Source organism: Alkalibacterium sp., assembly GCF_046484155.1.
Taxonomy (GTDB): Bacteria; Bacillota; Bacilli; order Lactobacillales; family Carnobacteriaceae_A; genus Alkalibacterium.
In genome coordinates this window covers 15,590-38,475 of sequence record NZ_JAWOBT010000002.1, presented here as the reverse complement: position 1 = coordinate 38,475, position 22,886 = coordinate 15,590, and the positions used below count along the sequence as shown (strand labels likewise).

Annotated in this window: 23 protein-coding genes and 1 pseudogene; 23 read left to right on the top strand and 1 reads right to left on the bottom strand. The window is 38.3% G+C overall.

Features of this window, described 5'->3' with window-relative positions; translation table 11 throughout:
* The first annotated feature begins 62 nt into the window (after window positions 1-62).
* From R6U02_RS00240 to R6U02_RS00130, 23 genes are all read left to right on the top strand, one after another.
* Complete coding sequence (locus R6U02_RS00240) at window positions 63-1,286, top strand: NADH:flavin oxidoreductase/NADH oxidase family protein (RefSeq protein WP_410261635.1); 1,224 nt, start codon at window positions 63-65, stop codon at window positions 1,284-1,286.
* Window positions 1,287-1,436: 150 nt separating this feature from the next.
* The gene (locus R6U02_RS00235) at window positions 1,437-2,777 is read left to right on the top strand and encodes a hemolysin family protein (RefSeq protein ID WP_410261634.1); all 1,341 of its coding nucleotides are present in this window, start codon (window positions 1,437-1,439) and stop codon (window positions 2,775-2,777) included.
* A 423-nt stretch (window positions 2,778-3,200) separates the two neighbouring features.
* Window positions 3,201-4,052, top strand: coding sequence for a DUF6544 family protein (locus R6U02_RS00230; RefSeq protein ID WP_410261633.1), 852 nt, complete (start codon window positions 3,201-3,203; stop codon window positions 4,050-4,052).
* Between the two features lie 187 nt (window positions 4,053-4,239).
* A complete protein-coding gene (locus R6U02_RS00225; RefSeq protein WP_410261632.1) occupies window positions 4,240-4,458 on the top strand; it encodes a YwbE family protein in 219 nt (72 codons plus the stop codon).
* Between the two features lie 103 nt (window positions 4,459-4,561).
* Window positions 4,562-5,548, top strand: coding sequence for a hypothetical protein (locus R6U02_RS00220; protein ID WP_410261631.1), 987 nt, complete (start codon window positions 4,562-4,564; stop codon window positions 5,546-5,548).
* A gap of 34 nt (window positions 5,549-5,582) precedes the next feature.
* Window positions 5,583-6,101 carry a YcxB family protein gene (locus tag R6U02_RS00215; RefSeq protein WP_410261630.1) on the top strand — a complete coding sequence of 173 codons (519 nt, stop codon included), beginning with the start codon at window positions 5,583-5,585 and terminating at the stop codon, window positions 6,099-6,101.
* Between the two features lie 84 nt (window positions 6,102-6,185).
* The gene (locus R6U02_RS00210) at window positions 6,186-6,935 is read left to right on the top strand and encodes an alpha/beta family hydrolase (protein WP_410261629.1); all 750 of its coding nucleotides are present in this window, start codon (window positions 6,186-6,188) and stop codon (window positions 6,933-6,935) included.
* Between the two features lie 568 nt (window positions 6,936-7,503).
* Window positions 7,504-7,818: a hypothetical protein gene (locus R6U02_RS00205; protein WP_410261628.1), complete on the top strand. Its 315-nt coding sequence runs from the start codon at window positions 7,504-7,506 to the stop codon at window positions 7,816-7,818.
* 10 nt (window positions 7,819-7,828) lie between these two features.
* Complete coding sequence (locus R6U02_RS00200) at window positions 7,829-8,872, top strand: V0D/AC39 family V-type ATPase subunit (protein WP_410261627.1); 1,044 nt, start codon at window positions 7,829-7,831, stop codon at window positions 8,870-8,872.
* Between the two features lie 33 nt (window positions 8,873-8,905).
* Window positions 8,906-10,846, top strand: coding sequence for a V-type ATP synthase subunit I (locus R6U02_RS00195; protein WP_410261626.1), 1,941 nt, complete (start codon window positions 8,906-8,908; stop codon window positions 10,844-10,846).
* 221 nt (window positions 10,847-11,067) lie between these two features.
* Window positions 11,068-11,364 (top strand): ATP synthase subunit C, encoded by a 297-nt coding sequence (locus R6U02_RS00190; RefSeq protein ID WP_410261625.1) that lies wholly within the window; start codon window positions 11,068-11,070, stop codon window positions 11,362-11,364.
* A 1-nt stretch (window position 11,365) separates the two neighbouring features.
* Window positions 11,366-11,674: a V-type ATP synthase subunit F gene (locus tag R6U02_RS00185; protein WP_410261624.1), complete on the top strand. Its 309-nt coding sequence runs from the start codon at window positions 11,366-11,368 to the stop codon at window positions 11,672-11,674.
* A gap of 16 nt (window positions 11,675-11,690) precedes the next feature.
* Window positions 11,691-12,284, top strand: coding sequence for a hypothetical protein (locus R6U02_RS00180; RefSeq protein ID WP_410261623.1), 594 nt, complete (start codon window positions 11,691-11,693; stop codon window positions 12,282-12,284).
* Complete coding sequence (locus R6U02_RS00175; RefSeq protein WP_410261622.1) at window positions 12,281-14,047, top strand: V-type ATP synthase subunit A; 1,767 nt, start codon at window positions 12,281-12,283, stop codon at window positions 14,045-14,047. Before R6U02_RS00180 ends, R6U02_RS00175 begins: the two co-directional genes overlap by 4 nt.
* An 11-nt stretch (window positions 14,048-14,058) precedes the next feature.
* Window positions 14,059-15,438 carry a V-type ATP synthase subunit B gene (locus tag R6U02_RS00170; protein ID WP_410261621.1) on the top strand — a complete coding sequence of 460 codons (1,380 nt, stop codon included), beginning with the start codon at window positions 14,059-14,061 and terminating at the stop codon, window positions 15,436-15,438.
* Between the two features lie 5 nt (window positions 15,439-15,443).
* Window positions 15,444-16,061 (top strand): V-type ATP synthase subunit D, encoded by a 618-nt coding sequence (locus R6U02_RS00165; protein WP_410261620.1) that lies wholly within the window; start codon window positions 15,444-15,446, stop codon window positions 16,059-16,061.
* Between the two features lie 124 nt (window positions 16,062-16,185).
* Window positions 16,186-16,761, top strand: coding sequence for a DUF4256 domain-containing protein (locus R6U02_RS00160; RefSeq protein WP_410261619.1), 576 nt, complete (start codon window positions 16,186-16,188; stop codon window positions 16,759-16,761).
* A 111-nt stretch (window positions 16,762-16,872) separates the two neighbouring features.
* Complete coding sequence (locus R6U02_RS00155; RefSeq protein ID WP_410261618.1) at window positions 16,873-17,745, top strand: D-alanyl-D-alanine carboxypeptidase family protein; 873 nt, start codon at window positions 16,873-16,875, stop codon at window positions 17,743-17,745.
* Window positions 17,732-19,036, top strand: a complete 1,305-nt coding sequence (locus R6U02_RS00150) for a CapA family protein (RefSeq protein ID WP_410261617.1) — start codon at window positions 17,732-17,734, stop codon at window positions 19,034-19,036. The genes R6U02_RS00155 and R6U02_RS00150 overlap by 14 nt, the downstream gene beginning before the upstream one ends.
* Window positions 19,037-19,265: 229 nt before the next feature.
* Window positions 19,266-19,745, top strand: a complete 480-nt coding sequence (locus R6U02_RS00145) for a DUF2975 domain-containing protein (protein WP_410261616.1) — start codon at window positions 19,266-19,268, stop codon at window positions 19,743-19,745.
* A gap of 10 nt (window positions 19,746-19,755) precedes the next feature.
* Window positions 19,756-19,977: a helix-turn-helix domain-containing protein gene (locus tag R6U02_RS00140; RefSeq protein WP_410261615.1), complete on the top strand. Its 222-nt coding sequence runs from the start codon at window positions 19,756-19,758 to the stop codon at window positions 19,975-19,977.
* A 121-nt stretch (window positions 19,978-20,098) separates the two neighbouring features.
* Window positions 20,099-21,550: a bifunctional metallophosphatase/5'-nucleotidase gene (locus R6U02_RS00135; protein ID WP_410261614.1), complete on the top strand. Its 1,452-nt coding sequence runs from the start codon at window positions 20,099-20,101 to the stop codon at window positions 21,548-21,550.
* Between the two features lie 18 nt (window positions 21,551-21,568).
* A complete protein-coding gene (locus R6U02_RS00130; RefSeq protein ID WP_410261613.1) occupies window positions 21,569-21,874 on the top strand; it encodes a DUF1294 domain-containing protein in 306 nt (101 codons plus the stop codon).
* 414 nt (window positions 21,875-22,288) lie between these two features.
* Here the strand turns inward: R6U02_RS00130 and R6U02_RS00125 are convergent.
* Window positions 22,289-22,603, bottom strand: a pseudogene (locus R6U02_RS00125) (EAL domain-containing protein); the annotation flags it as partial.
* Between the last annotated feature and the right edge of the window lie 283 nt (window positions 22,604-22,886).

Here is a 22,886-nt window from a genome sequence, read left to right as displayed (position 1 = left end):
ATCAATAACATATCATGGAAGAAACACTGAATTTGCAACACCCAATCTGCTTAAGGAGATAAATGAAGATGCTAAACGTATTTGAGGAATTAATACTTCCAAATGAAACACGTATTAAAAATCGATTTTTAAAATCTGCGATGAGTGAGATAATGGCGAATCGTCAAAATCAACCAACTGATTTACATAACAAATTGTATCAAGCCTGGGCCGAAGGTGGTTCAGGTATTGTTGTCACAGGAAACGTCATGGTAGACCGAAACGCTTTAGGCGAACCGGGTAATGTCGTTATTGAAGATGAGCGAGATCTTGACAGGCTGAAGCAATGGGCCGAAGCAGGGAGTAAAAATAATACGCAGTTATGGATGCAAATCAATCATCCTGGTAGACAATCACCTCGGTCTCTTTCAAAAGAACCTGTCGCTCCCAGTGCGATTCCCTTAAGTAATTATTCCAAGCAATTATTTAGTAAGCCAAGAGCGTTAACAACAGAAGAAGTGAAAGAACTGGTAGAGCGATACATTAAAACAGCACAAATTGCAAAAAAAGCGGGGTTTAAAGGTGTTCAGATACATGGTGCCCATGGTTATTTAGTCAGTCAATTTTTATCTTCTCAGGCTAACCAGCGAAATGATGAATACGGCGGATCACTGGAAAATCGAATGAGATTTTTAGTCGAGATATATACTGGAATGAGAAAGATGTTAGGTCCAGATTTTCCTATAAGCATAAAGATGAATGCCACTGATTTCAATCATGGCGGATTTAGTGAAGAAGAATCACTGCAAGTGGCACTTAAATTAGCTGATTTAGGCATCGATTTAATTGAAATTTCTGGTGGAAATTACGAAAATCCTAAGATGTTTAAAGAGACGGAAGAAGGAAAAGAAGAAATATTCTTTATTAATTATGCTGAGAAATTAAAAAACTTAATAGATGTTCCAGTGGTCGTCACGGGCGGGTTCAGGTCATTAAAAAGTATGGAAGAAGCGTTACTGCAGAATAAAACATCCATGATTGGTTTGGCTCGTCCGTTGGCTTTAATTCCGGATCTGCCTGATCAAATGTTTAAAGGAGAACTAACGCGAATGGATACACCACGGTTGACAACGGGGAGTAAATTCTTGGATAAAAAAGTCGGATCGCTCGTAGGCATCAGTTACTATGAACAGCAAATGTTACGTATAGCAAAAGGGAAAGAAGTTAAACAGCATCGTAATGCCTGGTGTCCGCTTCTTTACACTCTTAAATCACATGGGTTGAACGGTCTATTGCCCAGACGCTAAATAACCAAAACAATAATTAATGATCAGACTGAGATTATATTATTCGTTATAGATAATGTGCATTTCTAAAAGTGAGCTTCGATTGACAATCATTCCTGGTGTGATAGACTTATTTTGAACTAAAAACAGCTTTTTATGGAGGAAAATTAATTGGTAACAGCAATATTAACACTTATAGTATTAATTTTAGTGAATGGGTTTTTTGCAGCCTCCGAGTTGGCATTCGTTAACTTGAATGATAATAAAGTGAAACATCTGGCAGATAATGGAGATAAAAAAGCCCAGAAATTATATAAACTTATATCAAGACCTAGTCTGTTTTTAAGTACGATTCAGATAGGCATCACGCTCGCCGGATTTCTATCCAGTGCGTTTGCTGCTGATTTTTTTGCTGATCCGATGGCACAGTCCCTGAATGATTTAGGCGTGCCCCTTTCACTAAACGCTCTAAGCACAATTTCAGTCGTGCTAATCACCGTGATACTGTCTTATTTTACCCTGGTTTTTGGTGAACTGGTACCCAAACAATTGGCCATGCAAAAATCCGAAGCCATCGCTAACATCGCTGTAGGTCCAGTGTCCCTACTGGCAAAAATAAGCGCACCCATTGTCAGATTTTTGACTTTTTCAATAAAACTCATTTTCAAATTAGTCGGTGCCGATCCAAATGCTGAAAATGAAGAGGCAACTGAAGAAGATATAAGGTTGCTGGTTGATTTGGGTCGTGAAAAAGGAACGATTCACCCAGGGGAAAGAGTGATGATTGAGAATATATTCGAATTTAATGATACGACAGCTTCTAATATAATCACGCACCGGACAGATATGGTTGTCTTAGCGGTTGATTCAAGCTTGGATGATATCCTTAAGCTAGTTAATAAATATCAGTACACACGTTTTCCCGTTTATGAAGAACATATTGACAACATTGTTGGAGTATTGCATGTCAAAGATCTATTCCAATATATGAGAAAAGATAACGGTTCGTCATTTATACTCAAAGACGTCATGCGTGCTCCTCATTTTGTGCAGGATTCGCAGACTATTGATAAATTATTTGCAATAATGCGTAAAGAGAATACACACTTGGCCATAGTACTGGATGAGTTTGGTGGTACGCAAGGACTGATTACACTTGAAGATGTCATTGAAGAAATTGTAGGTGAAATAACGAGTGAAAGTATTGAACCAGGAGTTTATGATAATGAAATAAAACAGCTTTCTGATAATCAATATAGGGTAATCGGGACTTACCGTTTGCGTGATTTGGAACATACGCTCAACATGAGTTTTCCGACGGACGAGTTCGATACTGTTAGAGGATTTTTGATCAATGAATTAGGACATGTTCCCATGAAAGAAGATAAAGTTAAAGTTAGGTATCAGCATCTGATATTTGAAGTGGAAGATATCAACGAGAACCGTATTGAATCGGTATTGATCACAGTAGATAAGTCGGGTGAAAAAAATACTGTGAATAAAGCGGAATAGATCAGATTGATAGGTAGCGATTATACACAAAAGAACTGAACTCATTAATGAGTTCAGTTCTTTTGTGTATATGGTTTGCTTTTTTTCTGATTTTTATGTTAATATTTTCACAAAATAAACAACTGTATAATGACTTAACGTCATCGATGAGAAGTTTTCTACTAATGATTGGAGGTATTAAATGAAACGACCTTTTTAACTGAATCATGTCTTAAATATTTTAGCGATGCTTTTAGCAATAGTCGTCATCATACGGCTGGGGGGCTGATTATTATCAATAGGGAATGAAAATTTTTCTTTTTACTATTATATACAGGCAGGAGTATTTTGTTTTTAATACGAAGCGTTATCTGTGTAATTGTTGCGTATAATAGTAATAAAAGGTCTGTCATTTAGTCTACTACCGAATGGAGGTTAACTATCATGTCACTACTAAAACGTGCTTTACTTAGTCTGGTTGTACTGGTGGGAGTTATTGTAGCCAGTTCTATAGTCGCTAATACTCTATTTAAACGAAATGTAAGAGCAGAAGTCGAACAACTCTTTGATAAGGTAGACAATAAAAGTGAAGTTGTATCAGAAGAGGACCTCACCGCTTTACCAGCAAGTGTGCAAAGATGGCTCCAATACAGTGGTATCGTCGGAAGAGAAAAAATAGTATCTGGTCGTTTGAAACAAGAAGCAGAAATGAGGATGGAAGCTGATGGTCAATGGATGACAGTTGAAGCGGAACAATACTTTACTTCTGAAGAACCTGGATTTATTTGGAGTGCCACGATTAATGCGGCACCGTTTGTACACATTGCCGGCAGAGATAAATATCTGAACGGAAAAGGCAGTATGCTGATCAAACCGATGTCGCTGTTCACCATTGCAGATTCAAAAGGCGAAGAAATCGATCAAGGCACGTTACTCAGATATCTTGCAGAAACAGTGTGGTTTCCTTCTGCTGTATTAAACGACTATATCAGGTGGAAAGAAATAGATGAAGATAACGCGAAAGCTACGATGACTTATGGCGGGATATCTACGTCAGGCGTATTCACTTTTAATCAGATGGGGGAAGTTACAAACTTCGAAGCAGAACGTTATGGCGAGTTTGATGGCGAATTCAGTTTAGAAACGTGGTCGATCTCAGTAAGTGACTATAAAACATTTGAAGGGATTAAAGTGCCCACTAAAGGAAAAATCACTTGGAAATTAGATGACGGTGATTTTAACTGGTTTAATTTTGAAGTACGGGAAATCGAGTATAATAATCCTGCAGTATATTAAACTGATATAGGAAATTGAAATGTAGAATGGTGAATATATCTTACGGCACTAAACTCGCTGGGCTTTATTCAAGAAGTATTTCCATCCAATTCGCGTTAATCATATAATCAAACATTGATTAGTGGTAGGATTAATGAGAAACAACAATATATGAAAAGGGTTACCTTGAATATTCATTTAAAAGGTAATGACTCAAAAGGAGAAAATGATGATGGATGGAACAAACCGTGCAGATATCGCACCAGGTAAAAAAGTGAAAGTCGTACAGAAACAGGATCAGCGTTCAGGCAAATTGACTGAAGGCGTCGTCAAAGATATTTTGACCAATTCCAAGTCACATCACCATGGAATAAAAGTAAGACTTGAAAGTGGGATTGTCGGTAGAGTGAAAGAAGTACTCAATTAAATAAAGATACAAAAAGCATCTGTTATTTAGATAACGGGTGCTTTTTTGATGTAGAATAGAGGTATATTATTGATTATAAACATATAAAATGAGGAGAATAAGCATGAGTGATAGATTAAATCAACCTTGGTTGCACCAGTTGAACTATGACCCGATTCCATCCTTGCTAAAGAGTAACAATGAATGCATAAAGCTGAAAACCATCAATACCTTGTTTGAAGAAGAAGCGAGTTTTGAGTCATGTTGGAACTTAAGAGAAGTTTTGAAATTAGTGAAAAAGCAGCAGCCCGAAGGTTATTGGAATCATCCTCAAAATCGAAAGAACACAAAGATGAATAACTTAAATCAATACCAGACCTATCGTGAGTTGGGGAAATTAGTTGAGATGTATAATCTGGATCGGTCTCATTCAGCAATTCAAAGAGCAGCCGAATATTTTTTTTCAGTTCAAACAGTTGATGGAGATTTCCGAGGGATATATGATAAACAATATACACCAAATTATACAGCAGGTATTGCTGAGTTACTTATTAAAGCAGGATACAAAGAAGATTTGAGGGTCATCGCGGCGTTAGAATGGTTACTAAATAACCGGCAAAATGACGGAGGATGGGCACTTCCTTTCAGAACCAAAAATCATAATATCGGTGTCACCTATAACTATCATGAAACGATTGATCCTGATTATAATCGACCTTCGTCCTACATGATCACAGGTGTGGTATTACGTGCATTTGCGGTACATCCTTTATTCAAAGGACGACAGGAAATTAAGGAAGCTGGAGAATTAGTTAGTGATTTTATTTTCAAAAGAGACGTATATCCAGATAGACAAGACAAAAAATATTGGACACGATTTGTCTACCCCTTTTGTTACACGGACCTAATATCTGTACTAGACTCTTTATCACTGTTGGGTTTTTCACCAGTGCAACCTAATATCGAAAAAGGACTGCAATGGTTTATTGACGGACAACTAGAATCCGGTTCATGGGATTTAAAAATAACCGCTGGTCAAGACAAAGAAAGGCTACAGCTTTATTTGGACTTAGCTATTTGCAGGGTTTTCAAACAATTTTCCTTAAATTGATTCACCAAATAAATTAGAGAATGTAGGGATGATAATGACAATCGATTATGAATTATCAGAAGAAGATTTTATTCAATTTAAATTACATCTTATAGAAGAATCTCCCTCTCAGAAAAAAATGTTCTGGGTCTTACGCATCTTGCTGCCGCTTTTGTTTGCAGTGGTCATTTATTCTGTCGGAACAGCTTTATTTAATCAATTGTTTATATATTGGTCTATCATAGCCATAGGGTTTTTTATCGTGTGGGTAATCTACTATCCCACGCAACATAAGAAAATACTTTTGAAACAAACCAGAAAACTTGTATCAGAAAAGGACAATTCTTCTTTATTTGGTAAGAAGACGCTGACGATCAACGATGATGTCATAACTGTGACGGGTGAAAATGAACAAGTGCAAATAAATAGAGAAAATATTAAAACGATAAAGGACTATAAAGAAATGATAGTGCTTTATAATAGCAGTGTCTCAGCTATAATTATTCCAAAGAAAAATTTGACATCGGATGAAATAGAACTATTAATGAATTTGAACTCACACAAGAACTATTAAGTACAAATAGTGATAGTCTTGATCTTTCCGAATTCAAATAACACATTAGTAGGCTGAATCAGCTTAGAAAGGTTTGAAATAAAAATGAAAATTAAAAATATTTCTGGGAAAAAATGGCTTTTAGGTCTGTTTATTGTATTTCTTTTAATTATTATTTCCGGATATGTTTTTTTGAGAATGAACACGTATGAAGCTATGCCAGCAGCGAAAGCTCTGATCGAAGAAGATAATATTACTCAGGATGAGGGGTGGATAACTATTACTCCTGAAGAAATTGAAGGACATATCGTTTTTTATCAAGGAGGGTTAGTGGAGACAGAAGCCTATCTTCCTCTGGCTAACAAATTAAGTAATGAGGGATATCAGGTGTTCCTTCCGCAAATGCCCTTCAATTTAGCCATACTTGATAGTGATGCTATTGACAAAATTAAAGCGGCTTATCCATCGGAAAAAGATTGGTGGCTAGCCGGACATTCGCTAGGTGGAGCGAGTGCCTCTATCTATGCTAAAGAAAATTATGATGAAATCGCAGGTTTGATCTTTCTGGCTGCTTATCCGAGTGATGATAGTGACTTATCAGGGTCATCTTTACCGACTTTATCCATTACAGGCACACGTGACGGTATCTTAAACCAGGAACAATATAAGCAAACAAAAGAGTTACTGCCTGACAACGCTACGTATATAGCCATAGACGGTGGAAATCATTCCAACTTCGGTTATTACGGATTCCAAGCTGGTGATGGAGAGAGCGAACTTTCTCGAGAAGAACAACTTGATAAAGTTGTTGACGAAATCCAGACTTTTATTAATAACAAAACACGTAAGGATTGAAAATGTATGCCCTTCATTAAATGATGCTGGTAAAAAAATTCTCCGGATAGAATGACTTATCCAAAGACAGTGTCAGAGAAGGAGTTTGCCTCATTAAGGAGCTGTCGCACTTTAATGAGTATCGAAAGGTGATTACTTAAAAATTTTGATGTATTGATTAAATCTTTCCGGCATTTTTTTATCATAGCCTGAATACAGGTCATTTAATATATTCGTCAATTTTGTTGACAACAGCTGGGTAACGAATAGAGGTCAGCCGATACTTAACTTGAAACAAGAGATTCCTAATAACATCTATTTTCTGCAGTATTGTGCCTATTGTTACTCGTTTATTTAAATAGATAAGCTCTGTAAGCCAATGGAATAAAGCTATCATTCCGCTTTTCAATCAACAGTAAGAAGGAGTATAATAAACCTATAGATTGTGAACTTAAGTGGTAAGACAGACAGGATTTCTTGAAAAATAGAGTTTTTCAGTGTTTTCAAGAGCTCTCAATGACTTGATTCTTGAAAAAAAAAGAGTATAATTTGTTTGGTTAAAGTAAATAAAGAAGAATTGGAGGGATGAATGTTGGATTCTGTTATCAGTCAGCTAGTCAAAATTGAACAAGCTGCTCAGGATATGCAAAGTACAGTTGATTTGAAAAAAAATACTTTGCGGAAAATCTATGAAGATAAACAAAAAGAGTTTGATGTTCAAATTGATCAGCAAACTCAGCAGCAGCTGGAAAAGATACAACAGGAAATCAATCGGAAAGAAGAAGTGAACAAAAAAGAGCTGAACAAACTCTATGAGGCTGAAATCCTAAGACTTGAGAAAGACTATAGGCAGAAAAAAGAGGATATTGTTCAAGAAATTGTCACGCACATACTGAAAGATTGAGGTGAACTACTTGCTGAATCAATATACAGCCATAACCACCAAAATCCGTGGAATGCATGGAAAGTTGCTGTCAAAGGAAGATTATATTGAGATTTCCCATCTTAACTCGATAGTAGAAGTTGTTTTATATCTGAAAAATAAGCCCGGATACAGTGAAGTTCTGAAAGATGTGGATGAGAGTAAAGTTTACCGTAGTTATCTGGAAGGTCTTTTGAATTCTTCCGTCTATGAGGATTTCAACAAGCTGTATCACTTTGCCAATTTCAAACAGCGTGATTTTTTAAAAATTTACGGCATCACTTATGAAGTAATTGTTCTGAAGAAGTTTTTGCGAAGAGCCTTTGATATCTCTGAAATTTATGAAGAAATCAGTTATGAATATCTCCAGTATCTCAGTCGCCACTCACATTTAGATTTTGAAGCGTTAAAAAAAACAAGTAATTTAGAAGAATTTAAGGAAGCCCTGAGAGGCAGCATGTACTATCAGCCGATAAAACTACTGGAAACTATAGAAAAACCTACTCTATTCGACTATGAAACAGCACTGGATACGTTTGCCTTCACGACTATCTGGCGTGAGAAGAATAAAATATTAAGTAAAGATGAGCAGAAAACATTCGAACAGATTTATGGCACAAAATTTGATCTACTGAATATTATCTTTATCTACAGGTACAAAAAGTACTATGAATTGCCTGCAGAGCAGATTAGTTCCTTGCTTATACCAGTCAACTATCGTTTAAGGGAACAGGAGATTTCAGAACTTCTTTCAGCAGAGAATATCGAAAGCTTTTGGCGCGTGCTGGAAAACACAAAATACGCTAAATATATCAAGGATATAGAAGATGGTGTTCAGCTTGAGAATCTATATGACACACTTTTGGAAGAAATGATCCATAGTAATGCAAAAAAAGATCCTTATTCCATTGCTTCGATATATGCCTATCTACATGACAAGGAAGAAGAAGTGGAACTTTTGACTACCCTCGTGGAAGCTATTCACTATGGCAGAGGCCCCCGTAATATTCAAAAGATCATTGGGATAAAAGAATAATTGAGTCAAATGTTTAATGAAGGAGGATAAGTTTTGATAACCAAAATGAAATTTCTGACGATTTCCGGTCCGAAAGATGACATTGACCATATGGTAGACCGATACCTTTCACATTATGAAATCCATTTGGAAAATGCTTTGACAGAACTTTACGGTGCAAAAACGCTGCGTCCGTATACAAGTTCCAGTCCATTTAACGAATATTTGGAGAGAATCAACAAGTTACTGGACTATCTAGGTGAAAAAGACAGCGAACCTCCAGTGACTAAAGATAAACCTTCAGTGGAAACCATCCGTTATTTAATCGAGCAATTAGAAAAGGATACAGAGCCCTATCATCAAAAAGTGCTGCAATATACAAAACTGAAAGACAAGAAACAAGAATCTTTGGAATTGATTGCTCCTTTTATTAATTTAGATTATCCAATTGAAAAAATTATCCATATGGAGTATATTCGCTTTCGGTTTGGCCGTTTCACTCGTTCTAATTACAGTAAATTCAAGAAATATGTATATGATGTAACACCTTCAATTTTTATCGAAGGTGTACAGGATGAAGATTATACCTATGGGGTTTACTTTACACCACTGAAAAGTTTGGCACGGGTTGATGCCATGTTTTCTTCTATGAACTGGGAACGTATCTTTGTCCCGGATGAATATGAAGGAACACCGAAAGAAATTGTCAGTCAGCTGAAAAATGAATTGAATGTTCTTAATAAACATATTTCGGATAATGAAAACATCATCCGAAAATTGCTATCTCCATATAAAAATACTTTGCTGAAGACAAAACAGCGTCTGGAAAATTTGGCACATAACTTTGATATCCGTAAATATGCGGCTTTGACACATGATGAGTTTGTCCAAAAAGAAACCCGATATTTGCTGAGGGGTTGGATGACCGAAAAAGCTGCCAGACAATTTGAACAGGAAACGAAAGAGGATTCAAATGTAATCGTGATTGTGGAGGATGAAGAGGACACACAGGAAGTAACACCACCAACAAAAATCCATAACATCAGCATTTTCCGACCTTATGAACTATTCGTGAGAATGTATGGTGTACCAAACTATAGGGAGTTTGATCCAACTTCACTTGTCGCACTAACATATTCACTGCTTTTCGGAGCAATGTTCGGCGATGTAGGTCAGGGATTTGTACTAGCTATTGGCGGATTTTTACTATATAAGTTGAAAGGCATTGACTTAGGCGGAATAGTTGCGTTGGCTGGTGTATTCTCCGTTTTGTTCGGGTTCCTATACGGAAGCTTTTTTGGTTTTGAAGAGATTATAGAACCGCTTTGGCTTCATCCCATGACTTCGATGACCGATTTACCATTTATTGGAACCATCAATACCGTCTTTATCGCTGCCGTCGCATTCGGGATGTTTATGATACTGACCACCTTGATCCTTAATGTAGTGATCGAATGGAAAAATCATCAAACCGGTAGGGCGCTATTTGACCGGAATGGTGTTGCAGGATTAGTGTTCTACCTTTCACTGGTCTCGATTGTTCTATTGTTCATGAGCGGAAATCCGATACCTGCGACGCTGATTTTAGTGTTCATGTTCGCATTACCCTTGCTGCTGATTGCTTTCGAGGAGCCTATCCTGAATAGACTGGAACATACGCAGGCAGAATCAGATAGCAGTGTGATGATGTTTATAGTCCAGGCTTTCTTTGAACTGTTTGAAGTGCTGCTGAGCTACTTTTCAAACACCATCTCCTTTGTCCGTGTCGGTGCATTTGCAGTCAGCCATGCAGCTATGATGCAAGTGGTCCTAATGCTTGCCGGCGTTGCAGAAGGGGGCAATATCAACTGGACGGTCATCATACTAGGGAATCTGTTTGTAGCAGGACTGGAAGGTCTTGTAGTCGGCATTCAAGTACTGCGTTTAGAATTTTATGAAATTTTCAGTCACTTTTATAAAGGTGACGGCAAGCCATTTATCAGTATTCTCCGATAGTTTACGCAAGGAAAATCAAGTACCATAATTATTATGAATTGAAAGCGAGGAAATAAAATATGAGCATAATCATTAAACTAACATTAATAGCAACTTTCGTACTAGGATTTATTTTACCTTACTCTTATTATTTCGCCGGAAAAAAATCACGAGGCCGCTTTAAAAAATCACTGACGGTAAATGTACTGTCCGTTTTTAGTGGCATTGTTATTGCCACAATCTTGGCTTACAATCCAGATCTACTAGTATTTGGTTCTGAACTAACGGAAACATCCGCTGCCGCCGCTGTAACGGATTATGGACTGGCAACTGGATTAGGATATATTGCTGCTGCTTTGGTTACAGGTCTGTCCTGTATCGGTGGGGGCGTTGCAGTAGCCAGCGCTGCATCTGCTGCTTTAGGCGCAATCAGTGAGGATAGTTCGATTTTTGGTCGATCTCTCATCTTTGTTGGTTTGGCCGAAGGGATTGCGTTATATGGATTGATTATTTCCTTCATGATTTTGGGACAGTTATAAGATGAAGATGTTTTTAATCAGTGAGAACATCAATACCTTTACAGGAATGAGACTGGCTGGCGTAGAAGGTGTTGTTGTACATGAAAAAGATGAAGTTCGAGAAGCATTACAAAGAGCGGTACAGGATAAAGACAATGCCATCATTTTACTGACAGAAAAACTGGGGAAGGATTTTCCGGAAATCATTGCTGATATCCGACTGAATAATCAGCAGCCCCTCCTTGTGGAAATTCCTGACCGTTACGGTACGGGACGTCGACCAGATTTTATTACAGCTTATATAAATGAAGCAATCGGCGTAAAACTATAGTTAGTGAGGTGAAAAGATGAATACAGAGGAAAAAATTGACTTTTTCCGTGAAATGACTCTCAAATATGCTGATGAAAAGGTTACGGAACAAGTGGAGTCCTTTGAACAATCTTTAAAGGAAATCCTTGAAGACCATAAAGCCGAAAAAAGAAGCAAGGCCGAGATCGAGTTGAATGCGGAAAAAGATAACTTAAGAAAAGAGAGCAACAAGCATCTTGCCCAGCTGCAGCTGCAGCAGCAAAGAGATGTGCATAAAAAACAGCAGCAGTTAAAAGAAGAGATTTTTGCACTGGCAAGAGAACGCGTCAACGAATACATGCTAACGGATGATTATATTGAGCTTTTAATACATCAGATGCAGAAGGCTCTGGCTCTTGCCAAAGGAGAGGAAATCACCCTGTATATCGATCCGGTTGATGCAGAAAAACAAAGTTTACTGGAAAAACATCTGAAACATGACGTTACCATCTCAAAACGTCCGTTTATCGGCGGCAGCAGAGGGGTTATACAGTCACGAAAATTATTGATTGACAATTCTTTCCTGAAGAGATTCGATGTAGAAAAAGCGAACTTCTCTTTTGATAAAGCAGAGGAGGAGAATGATCAGTGAAACAGTTAGGAACGATATACGGAATCAATGGACCCATTGTGTACATCAAAGGTAGAACTCTTTTTCAGATGTCTGAAAAAGTTTTTGTGGGGAAAGAAAAACTGATTGGAGAAATCATTTCCTTGACCAGTGAACGCACCACTATCCAGGTTTACGAGGAAACTTCCGGAATGAAACCGGGTGAACCAGTCTATTCAACGGGTAATCCGATCAGTGTGACACTAGGCCCCGGGATTTTGAATAATATTTTTGACGGTATTGAAAGACCTTTAAAAAAAATTGCAGAGCTGTCCGGTGAATATATTAAAAGAGGTGCTGATGTGCAACCTCTTGATACAGAAAGGAAATGGCCGGTACACATTACTGTTGAAGTCGGACAGGAAGTGACCGGTGGCACGATCATTGCTGAAGTGCCGGAAACTAAAACGATACTGCACAAATCCATGATTCCTCCGAATATAGAAGGCAGGGTTGTGGAAGTTGTTGCAGATGGAGACTATAACATAACGGAGACTATTGTGAAAATCCAACAGCTGGATGACTCAGTTGCTGAAGTGAAACTGGCTCAGGAATGGCCAATCCGGAATCCAAGACCAACAAGCAATCGGTATGAAAGCTCCATCCCTCTTGTCACAGGACAAAGAGTCGTGGATTCTCTCTTTCCGATCGCTAAAGGTGGTACAGCGGCTATTCCCGGAGGATTTGGTACCGGAAAAACAATGATGCAGCACCAGATTGCTAAATATTCGGATGCAGATATCATTATTTATATTGGCTGTGGCGAACGAGGAAATGAAATGACTGAAGTATTGGAAGATTTTTCGAAATTGATTGACCCGAAATCAGGGAATTCACTAATGGAACGGACATCTCTGATAGCAAATACTTCAAATATGCCCGTTGCCGCACGTGAGGCATCGATCTATACAGGAACAACATTGGCAGAGTACTACAGAGATATGGGATATGATGTCGCAATCATGGCTGATTCCACTTCCCGTTGGGCAGAAGCATTGCGTGAATTGTCCGGTCGTCTTGAAGAAATGCCGGCTGAAGAAGGTTTTCCAGCTTATCTGGCAAGCCGGATTGCCACGTTTTATGAGCGAGCAGGTTTAATGCAGAACTTGAATGGAACAGAAGGTTCTGTATCGATTATCGGAGCTGTTTCCCCTCAAGGTGGGGACTTCTCGGAACCAGTAACACAAAATACCAAGCGTTTCATCCGTTGTTTCTGGGGATTGGATAAAGCATTGGCAAACGAGCGTCACTATCCGGCCGTCAACTGGCTGAATAGTTACAGTGAATATGTGGGGGACTTATCTGCATGGTACCGTGACAATGTTTCACCGGACTTTGTGGATAATAGGCGCCAAATAATGGAGATTCTTTATCAGGAAAGTTCTCTGATGGATGTCGTTAAATTAATTGGGAGCGATGTGCTGCCCGATGATCAAAAGTTAACGATTGAAATTGGGCGGATCATCCGTCTTGGTTTCTTGCAGCAAAATGCGTTTCATGCGGAAGACACCTCAGTACCCTTGCTGAAACAGGAAAAAATGATGGGAATCATTCTTTATCTGCGTAAACGTTGTAAAGCGCTAGTTTCGCTTGGAATGCCGATGTCCTTACTACTGCGGGAAAATATTTTTTCTAGAGTTATCTCCATCAAGTATGATGTACCCAATGATGAACTAGAGTTACTTGACGAATACAAGAAAGATATTGATGAATTTTATACTAAAATAATGGCAATAAATGCATAAGGAGGGATTTAATGTCAATTGAATATTTAGGACTCGACTCAATTAACGGCCCTCTTGTTGTACTGGAAGGCGTACAGGATGCTGCATATGATGAAATTGTGGAGTTTACGGTCCAAAGAACAGAACACAAACTGGGACGGATTATAGAAATATATGAAGATAAAGCCATTATTCAAGTATTTGAGAATACGACAAATATGTCACTTGAAAATACCCATACGAAGCTTACTGGAAGTGCAATGGAACTGGCGTTAGCTCCAGAGATGCTGGGACGGACTTTTGATGGAATCGGACGTCCAATAGACGGCTTAGGTGAGTTGAATTACGTCAGCAAGAGAGATGTGAATGGCAATCCTTTAAACCCTGTCATGCGGGAATACCCGCGAAACTTTATTCAAACCGGTCTTTCCGCTATCGATGCACTGACAACACTGATACGAGGGCAGAAATTACCTATTTTTTCTGGTGATGGACTACCTCATGATAAACTGGCTGCTCAAATTGTGCGCCAGGCCAACATAGGAAAAGAGAACGATGAAGAGTTTGGAATTGTCTTTGCAGCAATGGGCGTCAAACATGATGTGGCCGACTTTTTCCGCCGCACATTTGAGGAAAGCGGCGTTATCGACCATGTGACCATGTTTTTGAACTTGGCTGATGATCCTGTGGTAGAGCGTTTGATTACTCCCAAAGTGGCTCTGACAGCTGCAGAATTTCTAGCATATGATTTGGGAATGCATATTCTGGTTATTTTAACGGATATGACTTCTTACTGTGAAGCATTGCGCGAAGTCTCTTCTTCCAAACAGGAGATTCCGTCAAGAAAAGGTTATCCTGGATATTTATATAGTGACCTGGCCTCGTTGTACGAACGTGCCGGAATTGTTGCTGGCAAACCAGGATCGGTTACCCAGATTCCGATTCTAAGTATGCCCAACGATGATATCACCCATCCGATTCCCGATCTTACTGGGTACATCACGGAAGGTCAGATTGTATTGGATAGGGCACTGGTTGGGAAATCAATTTATCCGCCAATCAATATTCTTCCATCTTTATCCCGATTAATGAAAGGCGGTATCGGAGAAGGTTATACGCGTGAAGATCATCAATCGGTAGCTGACCAGTTATTCGCTTCTTATTCAAAAGTAAACGATGCCCGGGCTCTGGCCTCAGTTATCGGTGAGGATGAACTGTCAGGTACGGATAAAAAGTATCTGAAATTTGGTAAGAGATTTGAAAATGACTTTATTGGACAAGAGAACGACGAGAATCGGACAATAATTGAAACCTTGGATCTTGCCTGGGAACTGCTGCATATATTACCACGTGAAGAATTGAATCGTATTGATACTAAAATGCTAGATAAGTATTTTAATGAGGATAGGTGATTTAATTGACTAGTGATGCAACACCAACAAAAGGTAACCTGATGCAGATATCGAAAACCCTTGCGTTATCCAATCAAGGGTATAATCTAATGGACCGTAAAAGAGTAATCTTGATAAATGAAATCATGTCTCTTGTTGATGAAGCAAATGAAATACAGGAAAAAATAGATCAGACTTTCCGCGATGCATATGCCGCTTTGGAACGAGCAAATATTGAATCTGGTATCCATTATGTTCAGGAAATTGCAGCTACTGTACCGGTGGAGAATTCGATCCGGATGAAAGTACGCAGTATTATGGGAACAGAAATTCCACTTGTCGAGTTTGACAGACAGAAGACAAAACCCGCTTATGCTTTTTACAGTACAAGTTCTTCATTGGATGAGGCACGGATCGCGTTTGAAAAGGTGAAAGAACTGACCATTCAATTGTCTGCAATTGAAAACTCAGCTTACAGGCTGGCGACTAATATCAAAAAAACCCAGAAGCGCGCAAATGCATTGGAGAATATTTCGATACCACGGCTTCAATCGGTAAAAAAAGAAATTGAAAATGCCTTGGAAGAGAAAGAACGAGAAGAATTCACCAGACTGAAAGTGGTGAAAGAGAACATTAAAAAGTGAGTTTTTAAAAGTATCGTCAAGGACAAACTGTCTCATGGCGATGCTTTTTCTGATTAGAAGAAGATCCTTTGGATGAAATCGCTCATTATATCAGTGACTTTTTAACAAACGAGAGGTGAATAGAATGAATAAAGAGTTTGAAATGAAAAAGAAGCTATCTTCAGATGAAAAATCAAAACTGTTAACTGTTTTGAAAACGCGTTTTGATAAAAATATGAAGAGACATGAAAACATGAAGTGGCAGGACGTCTCACATAAATTAGAATCAAACGAATCGGCTTTAATTTCCCTTCAAGCTATGGAACAGACCAAGGGAGAACCCGATGTTATTGAAAGTGAATATGATGCGGGGGAACTGCTGTTTATTGATTGTTCTGAACAATCACCTTCGGGCCGAAGAAAAGTGTGTTATGATGATTTAGCTTTAGAATCCAGAAAAAAGTATCCACCCGAAGCGAGCGCGGTTACATTGGCTAAAGAAATAGGGATTGAACTGCTTGATGAAATGCAATATAGAAGACTTCAAAAGTTGGGTGAATTTGATACCAAAACATCGAGTTGGATTAAAACGCCAGAAAAAATCAGACAGTTAGGTGGCGCGTTGTTTTGTGATAGGCGTTATGATACTGTGTTTGTTTATCATAATGGTGCAGAATCGTATTATGCCTCAAGAGGATTCAGAGGAAGTTTGAAGGTCTGAAACATTTAAAATAATGGTACAAATTTGTTCGTTATTATACAAAAGCAATTGAAACATGTTAAAATATATGAGAGATTAACCTTAAGAAAGATTAGCGAAGGGGATTTATGAATGACTTTTAAAAAACGGATGATGATGACCACTCTTGCATCAAGTATTTTATTGTTGAATGCCTGCGGACAGACCTCTGAAGAAGAACCATCACCTGATGAAACAGCTCAAGAAGAAGTAAATCAAAACGAAGAATCACAAACGACTGAAGAACCTGATGACGATGATCGGACTGAAGTCGATGAAGATTTAAATGGTTCGAGTACTTCAGGTAACGAAGATGACGAACAATCTGATTCAGTAGATAAAGAGATGCCACAACTTGACCTCGAAGGTGATATCTTGGAACCCGCCAGTTTTTCAGTTCTAGTAAATAAACAGTACAGTCTGCCTGAAGATTATGTGCCGGAAAACTTAGTAACAGTGGAAGTACCCACCGTACTTCCAAATCCTGAAATAAAACAGATGAGACAGGTTGCTGCGGATGCTCTAAAAGAAATGTTTGATGCAGCAGAGACTTCTGGAATTATTCTTCATGCGCGGTCAGGATACCGCTCATATCAGACACAAGTTCAATTGTTTAATAATTATGTTAATAGTCACGGTGAAGAAGCAGCGAACAAATACAGTGCCCGACCGGGTGAGAGTGAACACCAAACGGGACTGGTCATGGACGTTACCAGTGAAAGTGTAGGTCTTCAGTTAACGGAAGAATTTGGTAACACTGAAGAAGGCACTTGGGTCAGTAATAACGCGCATGAGTTCGGCTTCATTATCCGTTATTTGGAAGGTAAAGAAGACATAACGGGATATGTTTATGAACCATGGCATATTCGTTATTTGGGTCCGGAATTAGCAACAGATGTTTTCGAGAGTGGACTTTCTTATGAAGAATATTTAATCGATAGGGGGATAAACATTGAGATCCAATAATAGAAGAAACAATAAAAATACTAGAATGATTCTTGCAATTATTGCCTTAGTTGTTGTTTTAATGGGAGCTGGTATCTTGGCTTGGGCTGATCCGTTCCAAAATGATCAAGAAACAGTGGAAACAAACGAGGAAGTGGAAGAAGAGTCAGGGAATTCTAATGAAGAAGAACCAAACAATGATGGAGATACTTCTGACGCAGATTTAGATGAACAAGAACCGGAAGAGACATTTATCGATATCCGTATATCCGCAGTGGGGGACGTGATGGGTCACCTGAGCCAACTTATCGCTGCTCATGATGCTCAAACGGATACCTATGATTTTAATTCGGTTTTTGAAGATGTGAAACCTTTTATTGAAGAAGCGGATTTGGCACTTGCTAACTTGGAGACCACATTGGCTGGACCGTCGGTACCATACAATGGGTATCCGATGTTTAACGCGCCTGATGAATTAGCAGATGCGCTCAAATACGCTGGGTTTGATACCATAGTTACATCTAACAATCATAGCTTGGATACAAGAGACGAAGGTCTGAGACGAACGGCTGAAGTAATTAAAGGTAAAGACATGGACGTAGTTGGAACGTATGAATCAGCTCCGGATCCAGACGAACGATTTCTAATTAAAGACGTAAAAGGAATAAAGGTTGCCATACTTGCGTACACTGAACATACAAATGGACTGGATGCACAATATTCTGCTGAAGAAGTTCATTCGATGATAAATATTATTGATGAAGCTCAAATGGTAAAAGATATCGAAAATGCTAAAGCACATGATCCAGATATAATCGTTGCCTATACGCATTGGGGAAATGAATACACGAGAGATCCTAATGAGTTTCAAACAACAAATGCAGAAATTCTTGCCCGTGAAGGTGTAGATGTCATCTTTGGTGGTCACCCGCATGTGGTTCATGAAGCTGACTTTATTGAAGTGGATGACAACGAAGCCTTTGTGGTTTATTCCCTAGGTAACATTTACTCGAATCAGCGTAGAGAAACGTTGGGTGAAGGATTTGAACCCACGGAAGATGGCGTTATCGCTAGTGTGGATATCCAAAAAAATGAACAGACCGGAGAAACAACCATACAAGGTGTAGATTTTGTTCCAACTTGGATGTATCGCCATAGCGACACAGGGGGAGCTCCTTATACTTACCGTATATTGCCTATCGAAGCACACCTGGAAGATAGCACCATCCAAGAATCGTATAAAGAGCGTATGAGAAAGTCGTACGAAGAAACAATGGAAAGAATAAACATGCCGAATTCAGAAAATGAGTAAAGTGTTATGGAATATTTAATTTAATATTTAAAAAAGGTGGAAGCAGGAAAGTATCTGCTTCCACCTTTTTTATTATGAAGGTTACAAAGAAAGTATTTGGTGTAAAATAAACAAGTGATTATTTAATGCAAAATATATTAATTTTTGTTTAAGTCTAATGTATATTTATTGATAAACGATAAATAAAGGTCTAGAATTAGTGGAAACAATATAACAGGAGTGGATTGATTTGAAGAAAGAAACCTTGATACTGAAAATTGCAGTTATTTTCATTGCGTTACCTGTTTTAGCCATTACACTATTTGGTTTTCCTTTAATTATTCAAGATGCAGCAGATAGTAGTATGAAAATGGCTAGTGTGTTGTATGGGCTTTTAACTGTTTTTTCTCTGACACTTTTCCCTTTTTTGGCAGCACTATATCAAGCTTTCAAATTACTCAAGTTTATTGACTGTAATGATGCCTTCTCAGCGAAATCGGTAGAAGCCTTAAAAAAAATAAAACTCTTCGCCTTTTCTATTGCCGCTTTACATTTAACAAGTTTTCCTCTGTACTTTATTGTGGGAGAAGTGGATGATGCGCCGGGCGTTATTTTAGTAGGTATGATGTTTATTTCTGCACCAACAGTCGTTGCAGTATTTGCGGCAGTCCTTCAGAAATTGATGGGAAATGCGCTTGAAATTAAACAGGATAATGACTTAACGATATAAGGAGGTCGCTATGGCCATAGAAGTGAATTTGGATGTCATGCTGGCTAAAAGAAAGATGAGTGTGACAGAACTATCTGAACAGGTGGGGATCACAATGGCAAATATCTCCATCTTGAAAACAGGAAAAGCAAAGGCTATAAGATTCTCAACTTTAAATAAGATTTGTCGAGTTCTCGACTGCCAGCCTGGTGATATTCTTGCGTATAATGGTGAAGGGGAGAACCAAGAATAAAGGAGGGTCTATGATTGCGCACAATTATTATAAAAGAAGGTCAAACAATTCAGTCCAAGCGCATTCACTTTAGATAGCATGAATCATAGAACTGTAACTAAAATATAAAGGAGAAATGATCATGTCAAAAAACAAGAAAAACCTGACAATCATTCAAATGAATGATTCGCATGCCTACTTCAACTTACATCCCGAATGGTTTTTTGAAGAAGGTCAATTTGTATATCGAAACGCTGGAGGGTATGCTCGCATCGCGACACTCTTGAAAGATATACGCAATGAAACCCCCAATGACGTCTTGTTCTGTGATAACGGGGACACCTTAAACGGGACGATACCAGCGGTTAGGACAGAGGGATCCGCAGTCATTCCCATCATTAATGAACTGGGAATCGATGCTATGGCATTACACTGGGAGTTCGGATACGGACCTGAAACATTAGTTGAGAAATCAAAGGAATTGAATTTTCCACTATTAGCGAATAACGTTTATAAAAAAGAAAATGGAGAGCGCTTGTTTCCACCTTATAAAGTGAAGGAATATGCAAATTCAAAAATAGGTATCATAGGGATAGCCTCTAATATCGTTGATAAAACCATGCCGGCATCCTTTAGTGAAGGGGTTGAATTCACATTGGGCAAAGATGAATTGGCGGGAATGATTAAGACTCTTAGAGAACAGGAGCAGGTTGATCTCGTGGTCCTCGTCTCACATTTAGGTTTTCCACAAGATATGAAATTAGTATCAGAAGTAGCGGGCATAGATGTTTGTTTAAGTGGACACACGCACAATCGTTTAACTGAACCTGTTGTCCAGGGAGAAACAATAGTGATACAATCGGGTTGTCATGGTTCGTTTCTGGGTCGTCTCGATTTAGAGATAACTGATGGTAAAATAACGCATGTTGAACATGAATTGATCGAAGTCTCTGAGGATATTAAACCGGATGCTCGAATATCTGAAATCATTGAACACGAACTCTTACCTTTTAAAGAAGAAATGGAGACCGTTGTAGGTGAAACGAATACTGCCTTGAACCGTGCAACAATGCTTGAGTCGACCATGGACAATTTCCTTTTATCTGCCGTTCTTGAAAGTACAGGAGCAGAAATGGCATTTTCAAACGGCTGGCGATATGGTGCACCGATTGTTCCAGGACAAGTGACGGTCAACGATTTGTATAATATTGTACCGATGAACCCGCCTATTATGACTGCAGAAATAACTGGTCAGGAACTCTTGGCTATGATAGAAGAAAATTTGGAGCGTTCTGTTTCTTCTGATGCCTATCAGCAAATGGGCGGATTCATTAAACGTGCGTTAGGCTTGAAAGTATTTCTGAAAATAGAAAATCCTAAAGGTCAACGCATTCAATCTTTATTTGTCAAAGATGAACCGGTCAACGAAACAAAAAGCTATCAGGTGGCCTACGTTACGTCCCAAGGAGTGGGGCCTGAATACGGTCATAACAAGAAGGAGTCATCTATTCATGCTGTGCAGAGTATGACAGATTATTTAAAAAAATACAGTCCAATTTCAATAGATTACTATAAAACGTATGAAATTGTATAGGAATGAACGGAGAAGAAAATGTTTGATGAAGTAAATGGAATAAATAGTGTACTCTTAATAATCATTGGATTCATGAATGTCTTTACGTTCAGTATTTATTATTTGGATAAACGTCGTGCAGTAAAACGGAAATACCGGATCTCAGAAAGAACACTGTTGTTGTCTTCTTTTTTATTTGGAGGAATCGGCGGATGGTCAGGCATGTATCTATTTAGACATAAAACACAACATGCTTTATTTAAATATAGTTTACCTTTAGCTGCAATATTAACACTCGGTGTGATTTACTTGCTTGTAACACAAGATATCTCCTCACTTTTTTAGAAATAATAACGATCAAGTCTCTAATCTTTCAGGGATAATGAAGTGAGAGAGGTGTTTGCGCACTACAATTAATATAGTAACCTACAGATGACAAATTGATTCAGTGATAGAAGTATATCGGTGTGCTAAAAAATATCTGATATGTCCAAATTATTATCAGTATGTAGGGATAGCTCATTCACCATTGACTACTTAAGCACCGATTACGTTTGAGAAACATCTCTAAGAGTATAGGGAAATTTTGAAATAAGTGATAAGCAATATATGGGAATATGCTTTAAAGAACTTAGCCTCTTTCGACTTTCGAAAGAAGCTAAGTTCTTTAATTTTCGGTGAAGTTATGGTTTATTCGAATACAAACCATAGGAAATCAAATATAATCAAATTTCCCGGGAAGTAAAAAAATTCAGCAGATTAAAATTGATTCATGTCGATTCCTTTATTTATCAAAGGATCTGGAAGGGGTCTGCCAAACAGATAGCCTTGAAATAATTCATAACCTTGATTCTTTAACCAGTGAAAATCGGCAATGTCTTCAATACCTTCTGCCAGACACATTCCTCCATAACTGTGTGCCTTATCAAAAAAGGCTTTTGCTATGATCTGTTTTTCCTTGCACTGACTGACTCCTTGAGCGATGGCCATGTCTAACTTAACATAGGGGGGCTGTAATTCCCCTAACAAATCAAGCGTATTGTAACCCGAACCCACGTCATCCAGGGCATAGCTAAATCCATTTTTTTCTCAGGAAATCTACCAAATCATTACTAGCAGCTTCTGATGTATGTAAGATGTTTTCCTTCCAAGTATATGGATACGCGTGTTGAAAAAACTCTTTAGTGATCAAACCTTTTAGCTGTTTTGGAATCTTGAACGTTAACTCACTTTTATGTATAGTACAATTTGAACAGTGTATAATTATCCTCCGTTGTTATATTTTAACATCAAATAGAAATAAGTTGTAAATTATTCGGAAGCGCGAAAGAGGCTGGGACAAAAGTCCCAGCCTCAT

Coding starts and splice junctions, on each gene's coding strand:
- R6U02_RS00240 (WP_410261635.1), top strand. CDS start 63: ATGAAGATGCTAAACGTATTTGAGGAATTAATACTTCCAAATGAAACA.
- R6U02_RS00230 (WP_410261633.1), top strand. CDS start 3,201: ATGTCACTACTAAAACGTGCTTTACTTAGTCTGGTTGTACTGGTGGGA.
- R6U02_RS00225 (WP_410261632.1), top strand. CDS start 4,240: ATGACTCAAAAGGAGAAAATGATGATGGATGGAACAAACCGTGCAGAT.
- R6U02_RS00220 (WP_410261631.1), top strand. CDS start 4,562: ATGAGTGATAGATTAAATCAACCTTGGTTGCACCAGTTGAACTATGAC.
- R6U02_RS00215 (WP_410261630.1), top strand. CDS start 5,583: ATGACAATCGATTATGAATTATCAGAAGAAGATTTTATTCAATTTAAA.
- R6U02_RS00210 (WP_410261629.1), top strand. CDS start 6,186: ATGAAAATTAAAAATATTTCTGGGAAAAAATGGCTTTTAGGTCTGTTT.
- R6U02_RS00205 (WP_410261628.1), top strand. CDS start 7,504: ATGTTGGATTCTGTTATCAGTCAGCTAGTCAAAATTGAACAAGCTGCT.
- R6U02_RS00185 (WP_410261624.1), top strand. CDS start 11,366: ATGAAGATGTTTTTAATCAGTGAGAACATCAATACCTTTACAGGAATG.
- R6U02_RS00180 (WP_410261623.1), top strand. CDS start 11,691: ATGAATACAGAGGAAAAAATTGACTTTTTCCGTGAAATGACTCTCAAA.
- R6U02_RS00170 (WP_410261621.1), top strand. CDS start 14,059: ATGTCAATTGAATATTTAGGACTCGACTCAATTAACGGCCCTCTTGTT.
- R6U02_RS00160 (WP_410261619.1), top strand. CDS start 16,186: ATGAATAAAGAGTTTGAAATGAAAAAGAAGCTATCTTCAGATGAAAAA.
- R6U02_RS00155 (WP_410261618.1), top strand. CDS start 16,873: ATGACTTTTAAAAAACGGATGATGATGACCACTCTTGCATCAAGTATT.
- R6U02_RS00140 (WP_410261615.1), top strand. CDS start 19,756: ATGGCCATAGAAGTGAATTTGGATGTCATGCTGGCTAAAAGAAAGATG.
- R6U02_RS00135 (WP_410261614.1), top strand. CDS start 20,099: ATGTCAAAAAACAAGAAAAACCTGACAATCATTCAAATGAATGATTCG.
- R6U02_RS00130 (WP_410261613.1), top strand. CDS start 21,569: ATGTTTGATGAAGTAAATGGAATAAATAGTGTACTCTTAATAATCATT.